Consider the following 16,891-nt stretch of genomic DNA (forward strand, 5'->3'; position numbering starts at 1 on the left):
TGTGTTGTTTTCCTAGGACGGTGCGATGAACCGTGTTGCCAGCACCCTGCTCCTCCTCGCCGCGCTTCCCGCTGCGCCCGCTTTTGCCCAGACGGCTTGCCTGCCCGGCACCTACGCTGCACCCGACGGCGATTTCGTCGTCCTCGTCAAATCGCCTGCGGTGCCCGAACCGGCGCTGCGCTATCTGTTCCGCGACGGCCGCCGTGGCGCGACGTCGGATGCCGGTGCGCCGCTGGCATGCGGTACCGGCGAGGTGAGCGTACAGGGGCGGACGTGGAAACCGATCGCCTTTCGCGAGACGCCGACGACCTTCGACAGCGTCGGGACGAAGATGACCGGGGTGCTGATCGAGCCGCCGGGCGCGCTCGACGCGAAACGACCGCTGGTCGTGATGGTGCACGGGTCTGAACGCACCTCGCCGATTGGCGGCATCTATGGCTATGCGATGGCGGCGCAGGGGATTTCGGTCTTTGTTTACGACAAGCGCGGCACCGGCGGCTCCGACGGCGAATATACCCAGAATTTCGAACTGCTCGCCGCCGATGCGGCAAACGCGCTCGACCAGAGTCGCGCCATGGCAAAGGGCCGCTTCGGCCGCGCCGGTTTTTTCGGCGGCAGCCAAGGCGGCTGGGTTGCGCCGCGCGCCGCGACGGTGACGAAGGCCGATTTTGTCGCGGTCGGTTTCGGCTTGGTGGCGTCGCCGATCGAGGAGGACCGCGAGCAGATGGTGTCGGAAGTGCGCGCGGCGGGGCTGGGCGATGATGCTGTCCAGCTCGTCAACCGGCTGTCGCAGGCGACCGGCAAGTTGCTGCTTTCGAATTTCGCTGCGGGTTATGACGACCTGGATGCCGTTCGCCGCGACATGGCAGACAGGCCCTGGGCGGCGGCGATCGTGGGCGAACATAGCGGCGCGATGGCGCGCATGCCCAACGACGAGCTGCGCCGCGTCGGCCGCGCGCGCTTCGACAATCTGGAGTTGATCTGGGACTATGACGCGCTTGCGGCGCTCAACAAACTCGACGCGCCGCTGCTGTGGGTGCTGGCGGGCGAGGATCGCGAGGCGCCGATCGAAACGACGCGCGGGGCGCTGCTCGGCCTCGCGAAGGCGGGCAAGCCGGTCGACGTCTATCTCTTTCCCCAGACCGATCATGGCATGTGGGAATATACCACCGGCGCCGACGGCGAACGCCAGGTCACGCGGATCACCGACGGCTATCTGAAACTGCTCGGCGACTGGATCAAGCGCGACGTGCGCGGGGCCTATGGCCGCGCGGAGCGGCTTACCCCGCGCTGATCCGTTCGATGTCGGCGCCGACCGCCTGAAGCTTTTCTTCGAGCCGCTCGTAACCGCGGTCGAGGTGATAGACGCGGTTGACCTCGGTCGTGCCCTTGGCCGCCAGCCCCGCGATGATCAGGCTCATCGAAGCGCGCAGGTCGGTCGCCATCACCGGCGCGCCGACGAGGTGATCGACCCCGCGCACCACCGCGCTGCGGCCGCGCACGTCGATGTCGCAGCCCATGCGCGCCAGTTCGGGCACGTGCATATAGCGGTTCTCGAAAATCGTTTCGGTGAACAGCGACGCGCCCTTGCCGAGCGTCGCCATCGCCATGAATTGTGCCTGCATGTCGGTCGCAAAGCCCGGATAGGGCGCGGTCGACAGCGTGACGGGTTCGGCGCGGCCCGACATGGCGACGCGGATGCCGGTCTTGGTGTCCTCGACCGTCGCTCCCGCCTGGCGCAGCGCGCTCAGCGTCGCTTCCATCTCGCTCGCTTTGGCGCCGACCAGCTCGACGTCGCCCTCGGTGATCACCGCGGCGCAGGCATAGCTGCCCGCCTCGATACGGTCGGCCATGACGCGATAGGTCGCGCCGTGCAGGCGGTCGACGCCCTCGATGGTCAGCGTTTCGGTGCCGATACCGTCGATATGCGCGCCCATCGCGACCAGACAGTTGCACAGGTCGACGATCTCGGGTTCGCGCGCCGCATTTTCGAGCACGCAAGTGCCTTTGGCGAGCACCGCGGCCATCAGCGCATTTTCGGTCGCGCCGACCGACACGACGGGGAAGGTGAATTTGCCGCCGGGCAAGCGTCCGCGCCCCGGCGCGCTCGCCTTCACATAGCCCGACGCAAGCTCGATCTCGGCGCCGAACGCTTCCAATGCTTTCAGATGCAGATCGATCGGGCGGTTGCCGATCGCACAACCGCCGGGCAGCGACACCGTCGCCTCGCCCGCGCGGGCGAGCAGCGGGCCGAGCACGAGGATCGACGCGCGCATCTTGCGCACGATGTCATACGGCGCGACGGTCGAGGTGAGGGTGGTCGTGCGCGCGGTCATCACGCGGCCGAAATCCTCGGGCCGCGATCCCTCGATCGTCGTCGAACAGCCGAGCTGGTTGAGCAGGTGCCCGAACCCGTCGACGTCGGCGAGCCGCGGCAGGTTGCGCAGGGTCAGCGGTTCGTCGGTGAGCAACGCGCAGGGCAGCAGGGTGAGCGCCGCATTCTTGGCGCCGGAGATGGGAATACGGCCCTTGAGTCGCTGGCCGCCGCGAATGACGATTTGATCCATCGGCTGTCTTTAGCGCACGGGCGCGGGCGCGCAAGCGGGGCTAAGCGGAGTGGCAGGAGCTTAACGGCGTTCGCCGTGGCTTTCCGGTCCCAAATATGAAACTATCCCCATCAATAGGCGGGTCGATCAGGGGTGATGCGAACCGGAGCGACTATTCACAGGGGAGAGGATCATGCGGAACAATGTCGTCACGATCGTTACGTCAGCAGCGTTGATCGCCAGCCAGCTGGCCGTTCCGGCACTGCCGCAGTCGACCTATCCCTATCCGCCCCCAGGAGGACCGCAGATTCAGCCGCCGCGGCCGGGTTATGATGGTTATGCGGGGACGATCCGCTGCGAATCGCGAGGCAACACCACCCAGCGTTGCACGGTGCGCACCGAAAATCGCGTCGACTTGCTCCGCGTGATCGGCGGGCGCTGCTCGAAGGGGCGCGACTGGGGCTGGACCGCAAACCAGATTTGGGTGTCGGGCGGTTGCCGCGCCGAATTCGGTTTTGGTTATGCCAATAGCGGCGGCTATCCGACCCCGCTGCCGCAGCCGGTCGATGATTATGCCGGGACGCTGCGCTGCGAATCGCGCGGCAAAGGTTATGAGCAGTGCAATGTTCCGACGAACAATCGCGTCGATCTGGTCCGCAAGCTTGGCGGCAAGTGCAACGCCGGGCGGCAATGGGGCTATACCGGCGACTATATCTGGGTCGACAAGGGCTGCCGCGCCGAGTTCGCTTATGGCTATCGCGATGTGCAGCCGACCCGGCCCGAAAAGGACAAGGGGCCGAGCACCGGGCTGATCATCGGCGGGGTGGTCGTGGCCGGCGGGCTGCTCGCGCTGCTGCTCAGCAAGAAGAAAAAATCGGCGGACGGGACGACCGAGGACAGCGCGGCGACGCATCCGCCGCGCGGCCCGGCGACGTTGAGCGCGAACCTGAGCGGCCTGCCCAGCGCGTCGCGGCCGTCGGTACAGAATTGCATGACCGACGCGGCGCGGCAGATCGGGGTGACCGGGGGGACGAAGCTGTCCTATGACAAGCTGGTGTCGCTTGAGCAGGGCAATGGCGGCTGGCGGATCCGCGCCGCAATGACCGCCACCTACCCCGACGGCGCCAAATCGGTCGAGATGTATTGCCGTGCGACGCCGAGCGAGATCATCCAGCTCGATTTCTCGTAGCGGCGTTTTCTGCGTTTCTATCCGTCATCCCGGCGAAGGCCGGGATCTCGCCGTCGCGATATGACGCCGGGTTGAGATCCCGGCCTTCGCCGGGATGACGTTATTGGGGGCTGAACTTATGCCAGCAGTGCCTCTTCGACCTGACCCAGCCGGTCCTTGCCAAAGAACATCGCGTCGCCGACGAAAAAGGTCGGGATGCCGAACACCCCGCGGGCGACCGCGGCCTCTGTGTTGGCGACCAGCTTCGCCTTGATCTCGGGCTCCTGCGTTCGCGCGAGCAGCGCCGGGCCGTCGAAGCCGTTGGCCGACAGGAACGCTGCGATCACCTCCGGATCGTCCATCTTCAGCCCGTCCTCCCACATCGCGCGGTTCACCGCGTCGATGTAATCGTCGAGCACGCCCTCGTCGCCCGCGACGATCGCGCCGCGCATGATCGTCAGCGTGTTGACCGGGAAATGCGGGTTAAGGCGAAATTTGGTCAGGCCATGTTTTGCGATGAAGCGTCGCATCTCCAGATTTTCATAGGCGAGTTTCGCCGGTGCGTCGGCATATTGGATCATCGGCGCCTTGTTGCCCGTCGCCTTGAAAATACCGCCGAGCAGGCAGGGGGTAATGACCAGGTCGGCGCCGGTACGGTCGAGTAGCTCGGGCAGCGCCTTCATCGACAGATAGGCGTTGGGGCTACCGAAATCGAAGATGAGTTCGAGGGTTCTGGTCACCATTTTTCTCCCCAGGGGCGCAGGTCGAGTTCGTGCGTCCACGCGCTTTTCGGTTGCCGGTGGAGCATGACATAGTTGGCGGCGATCGCGGCCGGGTTGAGGATCAGATCCTGCGCCTTGGCGTTATCGAAATCGGGGTGCCGGCCCTTGATGAAGTCGGTGTCGATCGCGCCATCGATGATCGTGTGCGCGACGTGGATGCCCTGCGGCCCGAGTTCGCGCGCCATCGACTGCGCGAGCATGCGCAGCGCTGCTTTCGCGCCCGAGAAGGCTGAAAAGCCCGACCCGCCGCGCAGCGACGCGGTCGCGCCGGTGAAGATGATCGTGCCGCGGCCGCGCGGCGTCATCCGCTTGGCCGCCTCGCGCCCCATCAGGAAGCCGCCGAGGCACGCCATTTCCCACACTTTGGTGTACACGCGCACCGTCGTCTCGCTGATCGGGAAATTCACATTGGCGCCGATGTTGAACACCGCGACCTCGACCGGGCCGACCTCGGCCTCGACCTGATCGAACAGTGCGATCATGTCGTCCTCGCTGCGCGCATCGCCGGGAAAGGCGCGAGCTTTGTGGCCGTCATCGCGGATCGACTGCGCCAGCGCTTCGAGCTGGTCGGCGTTGCGTGTCCGGCGGTTGACGCAGGCGGTGAGGCCCTCGGCGGCGAAGGCGCGGGCAATGGCGCCGCCGGTGGCGTCGCCGGCCCCGATGATGACGGCTGCGGACATAAACGAATCTCCTCTTGCGTCCGATAGTAACTATGATAATCATAGTGACAAGAGATTTTTTTGGCAGCTTGCTTCCTTTCTGCTCCCCGGCGAAAGCCGGGGTCCAGAAGGCGAAGGCCGTGGTTGCCGCTCTGGACCCCGGCTTTCGCCGGGGAACGGCCCAGGAGAACAGTGTTTGCCCAAACGCGCCGATCTGTCCGCAACCTTTTGCCCCGTCGGGCGGTCGGCCGAACTTCTCGGCGATCGCGCGGTGCTGCTCATCCTGCGCGACCTGTTCTTTGGCAATCGGCGGTTCGAGGTCATCGCTGCGAACACCGGCCTCGGCCCGCAGCTCGTTTCGGCGCGGCTCAAGCTGCTCGAAAGCGAAGGGGTGGTCGAGCGGCGCGCCTATCAGGAGCGGCCCGTCCGCCACGAATATTGGCTGACCGCCAAGGGCAAGGATCTGTTCGACGTGCTTTATGCGATGCGCGGCTGGGCCGAACGCTGGGCGTATCGCGACGGCGAGACCGGCGGCGGGCCGGCGATGCGCTACATCCACCGCGCCTGCGGCACCGATGTCGGGACGGCAATGGTGTGTCCGGGTTGCGGTGAACTGCTGGGTTATGGCGATTTGAAGGGCGAGCCATCGGCGGCGCTGCGGGCGGAGCAGGCGCGGCGCGCGGGTTAGATTACGCCTTTTCCAGCGTGCATTGCAGCGGGTGCTGGTTCTGCCGCGCGGCGTCCATCACCTGATTGACCTTGGTTTCGGCGACCTCATAGCTGAACACGCCGCACACGCCGACGCCCTGCTGGTGGACGTGCAGCATCACTTGCGTCGCCTGTTCGATGTCCATGTTGAAAAAGCGCTGGAGCACCATCACGACGAATTCCATCGGGGTGTAATCGTCGTTGAGCAGCAGCACTTTGTACATCGACGGCTTCTTCGCCTTCGCGCGGGTGCGCGTCGCGATGCCGACGCCGGGGGTGCCGGGCGAGCCTTCGTCCTTGTCCGCCATGGCGCGGACATTGTTTGACTCCGCCATGGCGCGGATAGGGGAGGTGATCGAAACTGGAAGCATCATGGGCAGGAATATCGCAAGCGGCGGGCGAAGCGCAAGGGGCGCGCGCGCGGTTTTTAACCTCTTGTTCGCCAGCCGGGGTTCGACTGACCGTCAAAACAAGAACCGCCCGCTTCCGGGGGAAGCGAGCGGCCTTGGGGGTGTCAGCGCAGGCGGGGAGGGAGGGGGAATGCCCGCGCCAACGGAAGGTGAAAGCGCCTTAGGCGGCCTTCATCTTCGAGGTGATGACCGAAACGCGGTTCGAGATCGGCGCGAAGCTGTCGTTCGCCATCTTGACGACCAGCTCGCTGGTCTTCGAGGTCTGGGCGACAGCGGCGTCGAACGCCTTCTTGCTGTTTTCGGCATAGAGCTTGAAGAAGTCGGCCGGGGTCTTGACGGCGGTGTAGCCCTTCAGCGCGGCGGTGGTGTCTTCAAAGCTCTTGCGAGCGAAGGTCACGCCTTCCTGGCCCAGAACTTCCATGTTCTTGGCAGCGATCTTGCCGGCTTCGACCAGCGCTTCGACGTTTGCCTTGTTGAATTCGACGGCTTCTTCAGCGAGCTTGCTGGTCTTTGCCATCGCTTCCTTGGCCTTCTCGTTGAAGTCGGCGGTCAGGGCTTCGGTGCGGGTCTTCGCTTCGTCGGCGAACTTCTTGACGGTGTCGTTCATGGTCTTGATTCCTTTGCTGACGGCGGCAACCGGCTTCGGCGCGGCCTTGGGGGCAATCTTCGGGGCAATTTTCTTCACGGCCGCCTTCTTGGGGGCAACCTTCTTGGCGACTGCCTTGGGGGCAGCGGCCTTTTTCGCGGCCGGCTTGGCTTTTGCCTTCACCGTCTTGATCTTGGCAGGCGCCGCAGCCTTCACCGCTGCGGGCGCAGCGACAACGGCGGGGGCAGCCGGAACGTCCACCGGCTTGGCGGCGGTTTCCAGCGTCGCGGCTTCGAAAGCCTTTTCGGCACTATCCATCTTGGTAGCCATGGGTAGAACTCCTTTATGTTGCAGTGCACAATATAGGAGTGGTTCGGCGATTTCAAGGATATTTTTGTGCAGCGCACAAAAAAATTGTCATCGCCGTCCGAAAGCTCAATAATCGCTAGATATTACCGCTGTTTGACATAGCGGCCCGGCGCGTCCTCGATCGCCTTTTTGGCACCTTTTCCGGGAATGCGGCTCCCCTTGGCGGGCGTTTTTGCGCTATCCTGTGCCGAAATCCAGTCGATCCAGTGCGGCCACCAGCTGCCCTTGGTCTCGTTGGCGCCGACGACGAAATCGTCCAGCGTCGCGGCGTTGCTGTCGCCGGTCCAATATTGATATTTGCCCGCGGCGGGCGGGTTGACGACCCCGGCGATATGGCCCGACCCGGCGAGCAGGAAGGTCTTCGGCCCCGACAGATGATCCATCAGCCGCCACACGCTGGCCAGCGGCGCGATATGATCTTCGCGCCCTGCCTGGATATAGGCGGGGGTTGCGATCTTCCTGAGGTCGATCGGGGTGCCCAGCACCGCCAGGCTGTTCGGGATCACCATGCGATTGTCGCGGTACAGGTCGACCAGATATTGCCGGTGCCACTTCGCCGGCAGGTTGGTCGTGTCGCCGTTCCAGTAAAGCAGGTCAAAGGGCGGATAGTCGTTGCCGAGCAGATAATTGCTGACGACATAGTTCCAGATCAGGTCGCGACCGCGCAGGCTGTTGAAGGTCGCGGCCATATAACGGCCGTCGAGGAACCCGGGCGCCGACAGCTGTTCGAGCAGCGCCAGATAGCTGTCATCAACGAACAGCTTGAGGTCGCCGGCCTGTTCGAAATCGACCTGCGCGGTAAAGAAGGTGACCGACTTGACCCGCTCGGCCTCGCCTTTCGCTGCCAGCACCGCGAGCGTCGCGGCGAGCGTGGTCCCCGCCACGCAATAACCGATCGTGTGGATCGCGGGGACGTCCAGCGCCGCGCGCACCGTGTCGATCGCATCGACCTGCGCCGCGATATAATCGTCCCACACGACGTCCTTCATCGACGCGTCGGCCGATTTCCACGACACCATGAACACCGACAATCCCTGCTCGACTGCCCAGGCGACGAAGCTTTTTGCGGGGTTGAGATCGAGGATGTAGAAGCGGTTGATCCATGGCGGGAAGATGAGCAGCGGCGTGGCCAGCACCTCCTTGGTCGTCGGCGTATATTGGATCAGCTGATAAAGCTCGGTTTCGTGGATGACCTTGCCCGGGGTTGTCGCGATATTGATCCCGACCTCGAACGCGTCGGGATCGACGTGGCTCAATTGCCCGCGCGACAGGTCGGTGAGCATATGCTTCAAGCCCTTGAGCAGGCTTTCGCCGCGCGTTTCGACCGCGCGCTTGATGACTTCGGGGTTGGTGAGCGCGAGATTGGTCGGCGCCATCGCATCGGCGATGCTTTTCGCGGCAAATTCCATCTTGGCGCGCGCCGCGGGATCGAGCCCGTCGAGCTGGCGCGTCGTCGCCAGCATCTGTTCGGCGAGCAGGCCATAGGTCTGGCGGATCATCGCGAACACCGGGTTCGCCGCCCAGTCGGGGTCGGCAAAGCGGCGATCCTTTGCCGCCGCGGCATCGGGCGCCGCCGGGGTCATCGGGTTCAGTGTCGCGAGCGAGGTCCAGAAGGCGACGCCTTGATCCCACATCTTCGAGGACTGCTGCGCCCACAGCTGCGCCGCCGGGTTTTCGAGCCATGTCGAGGGATCGAACATCGCCGCGGCGCTTGTCTTGCCGTCGTTAGCCTGACCCAGCGCATATTCGAGCATCATCTGCTGCGCGCGGCCGATCACGCTGGCCCAATGCTGCATGTCGTCGGGTGTCGGCAGGAAGGGCCCCGGAGCGTCGGTCGTATCGCTTTTGTCTGCGTCGCTCATGTTCGTTCCTGCTGGTCAGTGCGGTTAGAAGCCTATAACAAGCCGCGATGCGGCTGGCGAGGCGCCGTTCGCACCTATATCCGATAACGAAAAGGAGTTGTTCTAGTTTCCCATGTCCGAAGATGAATTCTATCGCATCAAGCGCCTGCCGCCCTATGTCATCGCCGAAGTCAATGCGATGCGTGCGGCCGCCCGCGCCTCGGGCGAAGACATCATCGACCTGGGGATGGGCAATCCCGACCTGCCGCCGCCGGCGCATGTGATCGAAAAACTGTGCGAAGTGGCGATGAAGCCCGACGCGCACGGCTATTCGCAGTCGAAGGGGATTCCGGGGCTGCGCAAGGCGCAAGCCAATTATTACGCGCGCCGCTTCAACGTCGAGCTCGATCCCGAGAGCGAGGTCGTGGTGACGATGGGGTCGAAAGAAGGGCTCGCCAGCCTCGCGACCGCGATCACCGGGCCGGGCGACGTCGTGCTGGCGCCGAACCCCAGCTATCCCATTCACACCTTCGGCTTCATCATCGCCGGGGCGACGATCCGCAGCGTGCCGACGACGCCGGACGAAAATTACTGGCGCGCTCTCGACCGCGCGATGGCGTTCACCGTGCCGCGCCCGTCGATCCTGGTGGTCAATTATCCGTCGAACCCGACCGCCGAGGCGGTGGACCTGGCGTTTTACGAACGGCTCGTCGCCTGGGCCAAGGAGAACAAGGTCTGGGTGCTGTCGGACCTCGCCTATTCCGAACTTTATTATGACGGTAACCCGACCCCCTCGATCCTGCAGGTGCCGGGGGCAAAGGATGTTGCGATCGAATTCACCTCGATGTCGAAAACCTATTCGATGGCGGGGTGGCGGATGGGCTTTGCGGTCGGCAACAAACGGCTGATTGCGGCGATGACGCGGGTCAAATCCTATCTCGACTATGGCGCCTTCACCCCGATCCAGGCCGCGGCGTGCGCGGCGCTGAACGGGCCGCAGGACATCGTCCAGAAGAACCGCGAGCTGTACCAGAAGCGCCGCGACGTGATGGTCGAGAGCTTCGCCCGCGCCGGTTGGGACATCCCGAGCCCGAAGGCGTCGATGTTCGCCTGGGCGCCGTTGCCGCCTGCGCTGAAAGACATGGGCAGCCTGGAATTTTCCAAACAATTGCTCACCCACGCCGGGGTCGCAGTCGCGCCGGGCGTCGGATATGGCGAGGATGGCGAGGGCTTTGTCCGCATCGCGATGGTCGAGAATGAGCAGCGCATCCGGCAGGCGGCGCGCAATATCCGCAAATATTTTGTCTCGATGGGCATGAACACCCCGGCGAAGGCGGGATAATGCCGCGCGCGGGTGTCGAACGCGCGGGAGGGATATTGACCGCGGTCTTCGGGCTCGGTTTCGTCCTGATCGGGCTGCGCTATTTTCTCGACCCCGCCGCGCTGACGATCGAGACCGATGTCGCGATGCCCAGCACCAAGGCGGTGATGGAAATCCGGACAGTTTACGGCGGGATGTTCATCGGCGTCGGGCTGACGACCTTTCTGCTCGGGTGGCGGCGCGCGACGCTGGCGCCCGGTTTGTGGGTGCTCGTGCTGATCGGGGGCTGCGTCGCGGCGGCGCGGATTGCCGCGGTCATGCTGGGGCAGGCGCCCGACGCACTATTCGCGGGGCTGCTGGCGGTTGAGCTGATCGGCGTCGCCATCGCGCTTTGGGTGCTTCGCGGTCTTGGCGCCGCGGCGCCCGCAGCATGAGCGCGACCGGCTCGGCGATGATCGCCGAGACGATCCAGCTGTCGGTAACTCCGGTGTTCCTGCTCGTCGCGACGGGCAGCCTGCTCAACGTCCTCACCGGCCGCCTGTCGCGTGTGGTCGATCGCTCGCGCGCGCTGATGGACCGCTGGTCGGAAACCGAGGGGCAGGAGCATGAGCGCGTCGTCGCCGAACTGCGCGCCGCCGACCGGCGGATGGACGTGATCAACAACGCGATCGCCGCCGCGGTCGCGTGCGGCATCGTCGTGTGCCTGCTCGTCGCGCTGCTGTTCGCGCAGGCGATCGCGGGGTTCAACCTGGGGCTGGCGGCGTCCTGGGCGTTCGCGATCGCGATGCTGCTGCTGCTCGCGTCGCTGGTGCTGTTCCTGATCGAGGTACGGATGGCGATCCGCAATATCCATGTCCCGATGGAATTGCTCGAGCTGGAAGAAATGGGGTGGAAGCGGCGGCGGGATAAGCGCTAGCCCCTTACCAATCTCCATTTCCGTTCGCATCGAGCGAAGTCGAGATGCCCATCGTTAGCGCGGTCGTCACGGTGTCTCGACTTCGCTCGACACGAACGGATTTTTCTAGGCTCGGCTAAGGATCGATACTCACCCGGTACGCCGGTGCCACCCGTTTCCGGCTTGCCTGCTCGTAGGCATAGCCCGCCGACAGCACGTCAGCGTCAGCCCATTTGCCGCCGATGAACGACACCCCGACCGGCAGCCCCGCGACCGCCCCCATCGGCACCGTCAGATGCGGATAGCCGGCGACCGCGGGCAGCTGGCTGGCGCTCGGGCCGCTATAATGGTCGCCATTGACCAGATCGCTGGTCCAGGCAGGGCCGTTGGTGACCCCGATCAGCAGGTCGACATTGTGCGTCTTCATCAGCCGGTCGATGCCCTCGGCCCCCGCCAGCCGCGCGGCCTTGGCGCGCGCCGCAATATAGGCGGGGCTGTCGAGGCCGCCCTTGCTCTCGGCGAGGTCGAACAGCGACTGGTCGAACCATTTGAGTTCGGCGGGGTTCGCCTTGTTGAAGGCGATCAGGTCGGCGAGCGTCTTGGGGCCGTCCTTGGCCGGAAGGCTGGTCAGATAGGCCGCCATATCGGCCTTCAGCTCGGTCATCAGAACTTCAAACTCGGCGTCGCCCAATTCCTCCAGTCCTTTGCGGCTGTCAGCAATCTCGACCACCGTCGCGCCAAGGTCGCTCATCTGTTTGAGCGCCGCAGCGAACAGCGCGGCGATGTCCGGGCGGTCGCCGATGCGGTCCCGCAGCACGCCGATACGCTTGCCCTTCAGCGCATCGGGGGAGAGCGCCGCGGCATAGTCGGTCTTGCGCGCGTCGGCCTCGGCGGTCGCGGGATCGGCGGGGTCGCTGCCGGCGATCACAGTCATCACGAGCGCGGCATCGCGCACCGTCAGCGTCATCGGTCCTGCGGTGTCCTGACTGTGGCTGATCGGAACGATATGGGTGCGGCTGACCAGCCCGACGGTGGGCTTGAAGCCGACGATGCCATTGACCCCGGCGGGGCAGGTGATCGATCCGTCGGTTTCGGTGCCGATGGTGATCGGCGCCAGGCTGGCTGCAGTGGCCGCGCCGCTGCCCGCCGATGATCCGCAGGTGTTGCGGTCGAGCGCGTGCGGATTCTTCGTCAGCCCGCCGACCGCGCTCCACCCGCTGGTTGAATTGTTCGAACGGATATTCGCCCATTCGCTGAGATTGGTCTTGCCCAGGATCACCGCCCCGGCCTCGCGCAGCCGCGCCACCAGCGGCGCATCGCGGTTCGTGACATTGTCCTTCAGCGCCAGCGACCCGGCGGTGGTCGCAATCGGCCCCATCGCCTCGATATTGTCCTTGATCAGCACCGGGATGCCGTGAAGCGGGCCGCGCACGCGTCCCGCTTGGCGCTCAAGGTCCAGCGCATGCGCCGCGCTCGTCGCATCGGGAAAGGTCGCGATGACCGCATTCAGTTGCGGGCCGTTGTCGTCGAGCGTCCGGATACGGTCGAGATAGGTTGCGGTGATGACGTCGCTGTTGATTCTCCGCTCGGTCATTTCGGCCTGCAACGTCGCGGCGTCCTTGCCCTCGACCGGCGGCAACGGGGGCGGCATCGCCATGGCCGGGGCGATCAGGGCGAGGGCGGTGGCGGCGAACAGCGAGATTTTTTGCATGGGCGGCAGGCTGGCAGCCGTAGCGGCAATTGCAAGCGACGATTTTCGGGGCGCCGCAAGGGCGTTGACACCACTCCCCCCGGTCTGCTCCCATGGGTGCGGGAGATAAAAATGACCGATAAAGCTGCCTTGTCGCACGGCATCACCGCACCCGCCACGGGCGTTTCGGCGCAGACGCGGTCGATGCTGTGGATCCTGCTGATCGTCTATATCTTCAACTTCCTCGACCGGCAGATCGTCAACATTCTGGCCGAACCGATCAAGGCCGACCTCGGGCTTTCGGACACCCAGCTTGGCCTGCTCGCGGGGCCGGCGTTTGCGGTCTTTTACGCGCTGCTCGGTATTCCGATCGCGCGCTATGCCGACAAGGACGGCACGAACCGGGTGCGGTTGATCGCCATTTCGCTGGCGATCTGGTCGGCGATGACCGCGGTGTGCGGGCTGGCGCAGAACTTCGTCCAGCTGCTGCTGGCGCGGGTCGGGGTCGGGGTCGGCGAGGCGGGGTGCACGCCGGCCGCCCATTCGCTGATTTCGGACAGCGTCCCGGCCGAAAAACGCTCGTCGGCGATTGCCTTCTACGGTCTTGGGGTGCCGATCGGTTCGCTGCTCGGCCTGATCATCGGCGGGATCGTCAACGATATCTACGGCTGGCGCGTCGCGCTGATGATGGTTGGCGCGCCGGGGATTTTGCTGGCGCTGGTCGTGCTGTTCGTGATGCGCGAGCCGCGCCACAGCCGATCGGACGAGGCGGTGGCAACCGCGCGCGCAGTGGTGCCGCTGTCGACAGGCGAGGCGCTGCGCGAAATCTTCGGCTCGCGCGCCTTTGTCTATATCCTGATCGCGGCCTCGGTCGTCGCGGTGCTTGGTTATGGGAAGGCGCTGTGGACGATCAGTTTTTTCATCCGCAGCCACGGGCTGTCGACGACCGAGGCGGGGCTGTCGATGGCGGTCGTGCTGGGGCTGGCGGGCGCGTTCGGTACCTGGCTCGGCGGCAAGATGGCCGACAAATACGGCCCGCGCGACAAAAAGCATCTGCTGACCTTTCCCGCTTATGGCATGGCGATCGCGGCGCCGATCCTGTTCCTTGGCTATTATATGGAGGATTGGCGGATCGCGGTGGCGATGCTGATCATCCCGACGATCCTCAATTCGGCCTATTACGGCCCCGCCTATGGCTGTGTGCAGGGGCTGGTCCAGCCGCGCGCCCGCGCCGTCGCGGCGTCGATCATGCTGTTTGGGCAGAATCTGATCGGGCTCGGCCTTGGGCCGTTCCTGTTCGGTGTGCTGTCCGACGCGTTGCAACCGCTCGCCGGACAGGAAAGTGTGCGCTGGGTACTTTATGGCGCCGCGTGGCTGGGGCTGATCCCGGCGTTTTTCTTCTGGCGCGCCAGCCTGCGGCTGAAGGCCGAGCTCAAGTCGGGTTAAGAACAGCCCGTCGGGATTTTCCCCGGTATCCGGCTGATCGAAAGGTTTAGCCTGGCATTGGCAGGATGCGGCTCTGCTTGACGATGCCGAATGCAAGGCTGGTATCGATCGATGCAATTCCGTCGATGGCATGCAAGCGATCGCGGACAAAGCGTTCATAGCCATCGAGATCGGGCGCCACGACGCGGAGCTGATAATCGATTGCTCCCGTCATCAGAAAGCAGTCCAGTATCTCGTCGATCTCGTCGATGCTCCGCTCGAAACGCTCCACCGTCTCCCTGTCGTGCCGGCTCAATCTGATACCGACGAAGACGGTGATCGGATAGCCCATCGACTTTTGATCGACGACGGCCGCGTAGCCGGTGATGACGCCGCGTTCTTCGAGGAGTCGCAGGCGACGTAAGCAGGGGGAAGGCGACAGGTTCACGCGCGCCGCAAGATCCTGATTGGTCAATCGGCCGTCGCGCATCAACGCGCGAACAATCTGGTAATCTTTGCGATCCATTGGCGATTCCTTAGCAGAATATGCCAATATTATGGCAGTTAGTGGCGTAGTTTGGAAGAATTTTTCCCCTGCATCGTGATATAGATCTGGTGTCAGCGCAGGAGTGAAGCCGCATGCCACCCAGTTCTTCATCATCGTTTTCGACGCGTGCGATTCACGCGGGTTACGATCCTGCCGCGCACGAAGGCGCGCTCGTGCCGCCGCTGCACTTGAGCTCGACATTCGTGTTCGACAGCGCCGAGGCGGGGGCCGAAATCTTTGCCGGGACGCGCGACGGCTATTTCTACAGTCGCATCGCCAATCCGACCGTGAACCTGCTCGAAGTGCGCATGGCAGCGCTCGAACAAGCCGAAGCGGCGGTTGCGACGGCATCGGGGATGGGCGCGATCGCGGCGCTGTTCTGGTCCTTCCTCGAACCCGGCGATGAAGTGATCGTCGACAAGACGCTGTACGGCTGCACCTTTGCCTTCATGCGCCATGGCCTTGCGCGCTTTGGCGTCGGCATCCGGCACGTCGACCTGACCGATCCGGCCAATCTGGCGGCGGAGATTACCGATGCGACGCGCATCGTCTATTTCGAAACGCCCGCCAATCCCAATATGCGGCTGATCGATATTGCCGCGATTTCGGCAATCGCACGCGCGCACGGTGCACGGACTGTGGTCGACAACACCTATGCGACCCCGGCGCTGACGCGGCCGATCGCGCTGGGCGCGGACGCGGTCGTCCACTCGGCGACCAAATATCTGGGCGGCCACGGCGACCTGGTCGGCGGCATCGTGCTCGGCACCGCCGCCGATATGCAGCAAGTGCGGCTGGTCGGGGTGAAGGATATGACCGGGGCGGTTATGGCGCCGTTCAACGCCATGCTGGTGCTGCGCGGGCTGAAGACGCTGAAGCTGCGGATGGCCGAACATTGCCGTTCGGCGATGGCGACGGCGGAAATGCTCGCGGCGCATCCGGCGGTCGCGGCGGTCCATTATCCCGGCCTGCCGTCGTTCGCCCAGCATGATCTGGCGCGTCGGCAGATGCCGGGGTTTGGCGGCATGATCGCGTTCGAATTGAAGGGCGGCTATGAAGCGGGAATCGCGATGATGAACCGGCTCCAGCTTGTCCAGCGCGCGGTGTCGCTTGGCGATGCCGAAAGCCTGATCCAGCATCCCGCCAGCATGACCCATTCGACCTATTCACCCGACGAGCGCCGCGACCATGGCATCGCCGACGGCCTTGTTCGCCTGTCGGTGGGACTGGAAGAGGTCGAGGACATCGTCGCCGACCTGTCGCAGGCGCTCGATCACCGGGCGGTGGCGATCGCCGCCTGATACCGCGATCAAGGCCGAGCACAAATCGAACTAGAAGGGCGTCCCGGCATCGGCGCGCTGCGCCTTCGCCGCATCGATCCACCAAGTGAGGTCGTCGGCAAAGCGCGGGAAAGCCTTGGCGAGCCGCCCGCCGTCTTCGCCCGCAGGCTGGCCGTCGCCATCGAAAGCGCCGCCGATGCGCGCGAGGCCCAGCGGGGTCGAGGTGACGACCATCCCCATCGCGCCGAGCGTGGTGCGCCAGGCGGTCGCCGACCGGACACCGGCAAATGGGCCCGCCGAATAGGACGCGATCGCGGCCGGGCGCCACGCGAAACCCGCGAGATAATGGTCGACGAGATTCTTGAGCCCGGGTTGCAGCCCGCCATTATATTCGCCCGCGACGAAGACATAGCCGTCGGCGGCGGCAATCTTTGCGGCGAGTTCGGCCATCGCCGCCGGCGCCTCGCCCGCGGCATAATCGCTGAAGCGCTGGTCGAGCATCGGCAGATCGACGGCTTTGGCGTCGATCAATTCAGCATTGTCGCCGCGCGCGCTCAGGGATTCGACGAGCCAGCGGGCGAGCTTGATGCCCTGCCGGTCGCGGCGATAGCTGCCATAGAAGACAAGGATGTGGCGGGTCATGCCGCGATCCTAGGCTCTATGC

17 protein-coding genes are annotated in these 16,891 nt (G+C 64.7%); 8 read left to right on the forward strand and 9 right to left on the reverse strand.

The genetic code is table 11. From position 1 onward, the window contains the following. The first annotated feature begins 25 nt into the window (after positions 1 to 25). Positions 26 to 1,294 carry an alpha/beta hydrolase family protein gene (locus ACTIFP_RS09165; protein ID WP_439568408.1) on the forward strand — a complete coding sequence of 423 codons (1,269 nt, stop codon included), beginning with the start codon at positions 26 to 28 and terminating at the stop codon, positions 1,292 to 1,294. Here ACTIFP_RS09165 and murA read toward each other — a convergent pair. After that, entirely contained in the window at positions 1,281 to 2,567 is a 1,287-nt protein-coding gene (gene murA / locus ACTIFP_RS09170; RefSeq protein ID WP_439568409.1) for a UDP-N-acetylglucosamine 1-carboxyvinyltransferase, read from the reverse strand. The genes ACTIFP_RS09165 and murA overlap by 14 nt on opposite strands. Positions 2,568 to 2,739: 172 nt before the next feature. Here murA and ACTIFP_RS09175 point away from each other — a divergent pair, with 172 nt between their 5' ends. Next, positions 2,740 to 3,735 carry a DUF3011 domain-containing protein gene (locus ACTIFP_RS09175; RefSeq protein ID WP_439568410.1) on the forward strand — a complete coding sequence of 332 codons (996 nt, stop codon included), beginning with the start codon at positions 2,740 to 2,742 and terminating at the stop codon, positions 3,733 to 3,735. Positions 3,736 to 3,851: 116 nt separating this feature from the next. Here the strand turns inward: ACTIFP_RS09175 and ACTIFP_RS09180 are convergent, their stop codons facing one another. Both ACTIFP_RS09180 and ACTIFP_RS09185 read right to left on the reverse strand, forming a co-directional pair. Then, positions 3,852 to 4,457 carry a 2-hydroxychromene-2-carboxylate isomerase gene (locus tag ACTIFP_RS09180; protein ID WP_439568411.1) on the reverse strand — a complete coding sequence of 202 codons (606 nt, stop codon included), beginning with the start codon at positions 4,455 to 4,457 and terminating at the stop codon, positions 3,852 to 3,854. Next, the gene (locus ACTIFP_RS09185) at positions 4,451 to 5,176 is read right to left on the reverse strand and encodes an SDR family oxidoreductase (RefSeq protein WP_439568412.1); all 726 of its coding nucleotides are present in this window, start codon (positions 5,174 to 5,176) and stop codon (positions 4,451 to 4,453) included. Before ACTIFP_RS09185 ends, ACTIFP_RS09180 begins: the two co-directional genes overlap by 7 nt. A gap of 175 nt (positions 5,177 to 5,351) precedes the next feature. Between ACTIFP_RS09185 and ACTIFP_RS09190 the strand changes: the two genes are divergently transcribed. Then, positions 5,352 to 5,843: a winged helix-turn-helix transcriptional regulator gene (locus ACTIFP_RS09190; RefSeq protein WP_439568413.1), complete on the forward strand. Its 492-nt coding sequence runs from the start codon at positions 5,352 to 5,354 to the stop codon at positions 5,841 to 5,843. Position 5,844: 1 nt separating this feature from the next. Here ACTIFP_RS09190 and clpS read toward each other — a convergent pair whose 3' ends face one another. The 3 genes from clpS to ACTIFP_RS09205 all read right to left on the reverse strand — a co-directional run bounded on the left by clpS (position 5,845) and on the right by ACTIFP_RS09205 (position 9,090). Next, positions 5,845 to 6,198 (reverse strand): ATP-dependent Clp protease adapter ClpS, encoded by a 354-nt coding sequence (gene clpS, locus ACTIFP_RS09195; RefSeq protein WP_439568569.1) that lies wholly within the window; start codon positions 6,196 to 6,198, stop codon positions 5,845 to 5,847. A gap of 235 nt (positions 6,199 to 6,433) precedes the next feature. Beyond that, a complete protein-coding gene (locus ACTIFP_RS09200; protein WP_439568414.1) occupies positions 6,434 to 7,189 on the reverse strand; it encodes a phasin family protein in 756 nt (251 codons plus the stop codon). Positions 7,190 to 7,311: 122 nt separating this feature from the next. Next, the gene (locus ACTIFP_RS09205; RefSeq protein WP_439568415.1) at positions 7,312 to 9,090 is read right to left on the reverse strand and encodes a PHA/PHB synthase family protein; all 1,779 of its coding nucleotides are present in this window, start codon (positions 9,088 to 9,090) and stop codon (positions 7,312 to 7,314) included. A gap of 112 nt (positions 9,091 to 9,202) precedes the next feature. Between ACTIFP_RS09205 and ACTIFP_RS09210 the strand changes: the two genes are divergently transcribed. From ACTIFP_RS09210 to ACTIFP_RS09220, 3 genes are read left to right on the forward strand one after another with little or no spacing between them, the layout of a single operon-like run. Beyond that, positions 9,203 to 10,411 (forward strand): LL-diaminopimelate aminotransferase, encoded by a 1,209-nt coding sequence (locus tag ACTIFP_RS09210; RefSeq protein WP_439568416.1) that lies wholly within the window; start codon positions 9,203 to 9,205, stop codon positions 10,409 to 10,411. Further along, a complete protein-coding gene (locus ACTIFP_RS09215; protein ID WP_439568417.1) occupies positions 10,411 to 10,824 on the forward strand; it encodes a DUF4345 family protein in 414 nt (137 codons plus the stop codon). The genes ACTIFP_RS09210 and ACTIFP_RS09215 overlap by 1 nt, the downstream gene beginning before the upstream one ends. Beyond that, positions 10,821 to 11,306: a DUF2721 domain-containing protein gene (locus ACTIFP_RS09220; RefSeq protein WP_137753577.1), complete on the forward strand. Its 486-nt coding sequence runs from the start codon at positions 10,821 to 10,823 to the stop codon at positions 11,304 to 11,306. Before ACTIFP_RS09215 ends, ACTIFP_RS09220 begins: the two co-directional genes overlap by 4 nt. 115 nt (positions 11,307 to 11,421) lie before the next feature. Here ACTIFP_RS09220 and ACTIFP_RS09225 read toward each other — a convergent pair whose 3' ends face one another. Continuing rightward, entirely contained in the window at positions 11,422 to 12,996 is a 1,575-nt protein-coding gene (locus tag ACTIFP_RS09225) for an amidase (RefSeq protein ID WP_439568418.1), read from the reverse strand. A 111-nt stretch (positions 12,997 to 13,107) separates the two neighbouring features. Here ACTIFP_RS09225 and ACTIFP_RS09230 point away from each other — a divergent pair, with 111 nt between their 5' ends. After that, complete coding sequence (locus tag ACTIFP_RS09230) at positions 13,108 to 14,421, forward strand: spinster family MFS transporter (protein ID WP_439568419.1); 1,314 nt, start codon at positions 13,108 to 13,110, stop codon at positions 14,419 to 14,421. Positions 14,422 to 14,467: 46 nt separating this feature from the next. On the opposite strand, the gene ACTIFP_RS09235 is transcribed toward ACTIFP_RS09230, so the two are convergent. Next, positions 14,468 to 14,926, reverse strand: a complete 459-nt coding sequence (locus ACTIFP_RS09235; RefSeq protein ID WP_439568420.1) for an Lrp/AsnC family transcriptional regulator — start codon at positions 14,924 to 14,926, stop codon at positions 14,468 to 14,470. A gap of 113 nt (positions 14,927 to 15,039) precedes the next feature. Here ACTIFP_RS09235 and ACTIFP_RS09240 point away from each other — a divergent pair, with 113 nt between their 5' ends. Then, a complete protein-coding gene (locus tag ACTIFP_RS09240) occupies positions 15,040 to 16,248 on the forward strand; it encodes a methionine gamma-lyase (protein WP_439568421.1) in 1,209 nt (402 codons plus the stop codon). Positions 16,249 to 16,278: 30 nt separating this feature from the next. Here ACTIFP_RS09240 and ACTIFP_RS09245 read toward each other — a convergent pair whose 3' ends face one another. Beyond that, positions 16,279 to 16,869, reverse strand: a complete 591-nt coding sequence (locus ACTIFP_RS09245; protein WP_439568422.1) for an NADPH-dependent FMN reductase — start codon at positions 16,867 to 16,869, stop codon at positions 16,279 to 16,281. Between the last annotated feature and the right edge of the window lie 22 nt (positions 16,870 to 16,891).

Origin of the sequence: Sphingopyxis sp., from assembly GCF_051861155.1 — a bacterium.
In the GTDB taxonomy this organism is placed as follows: Bacteria; Pseudomonadota; Alphaproteobacteria; order Sphingomonadales; family Sphingomonadaceae; genus Sphingopyxis.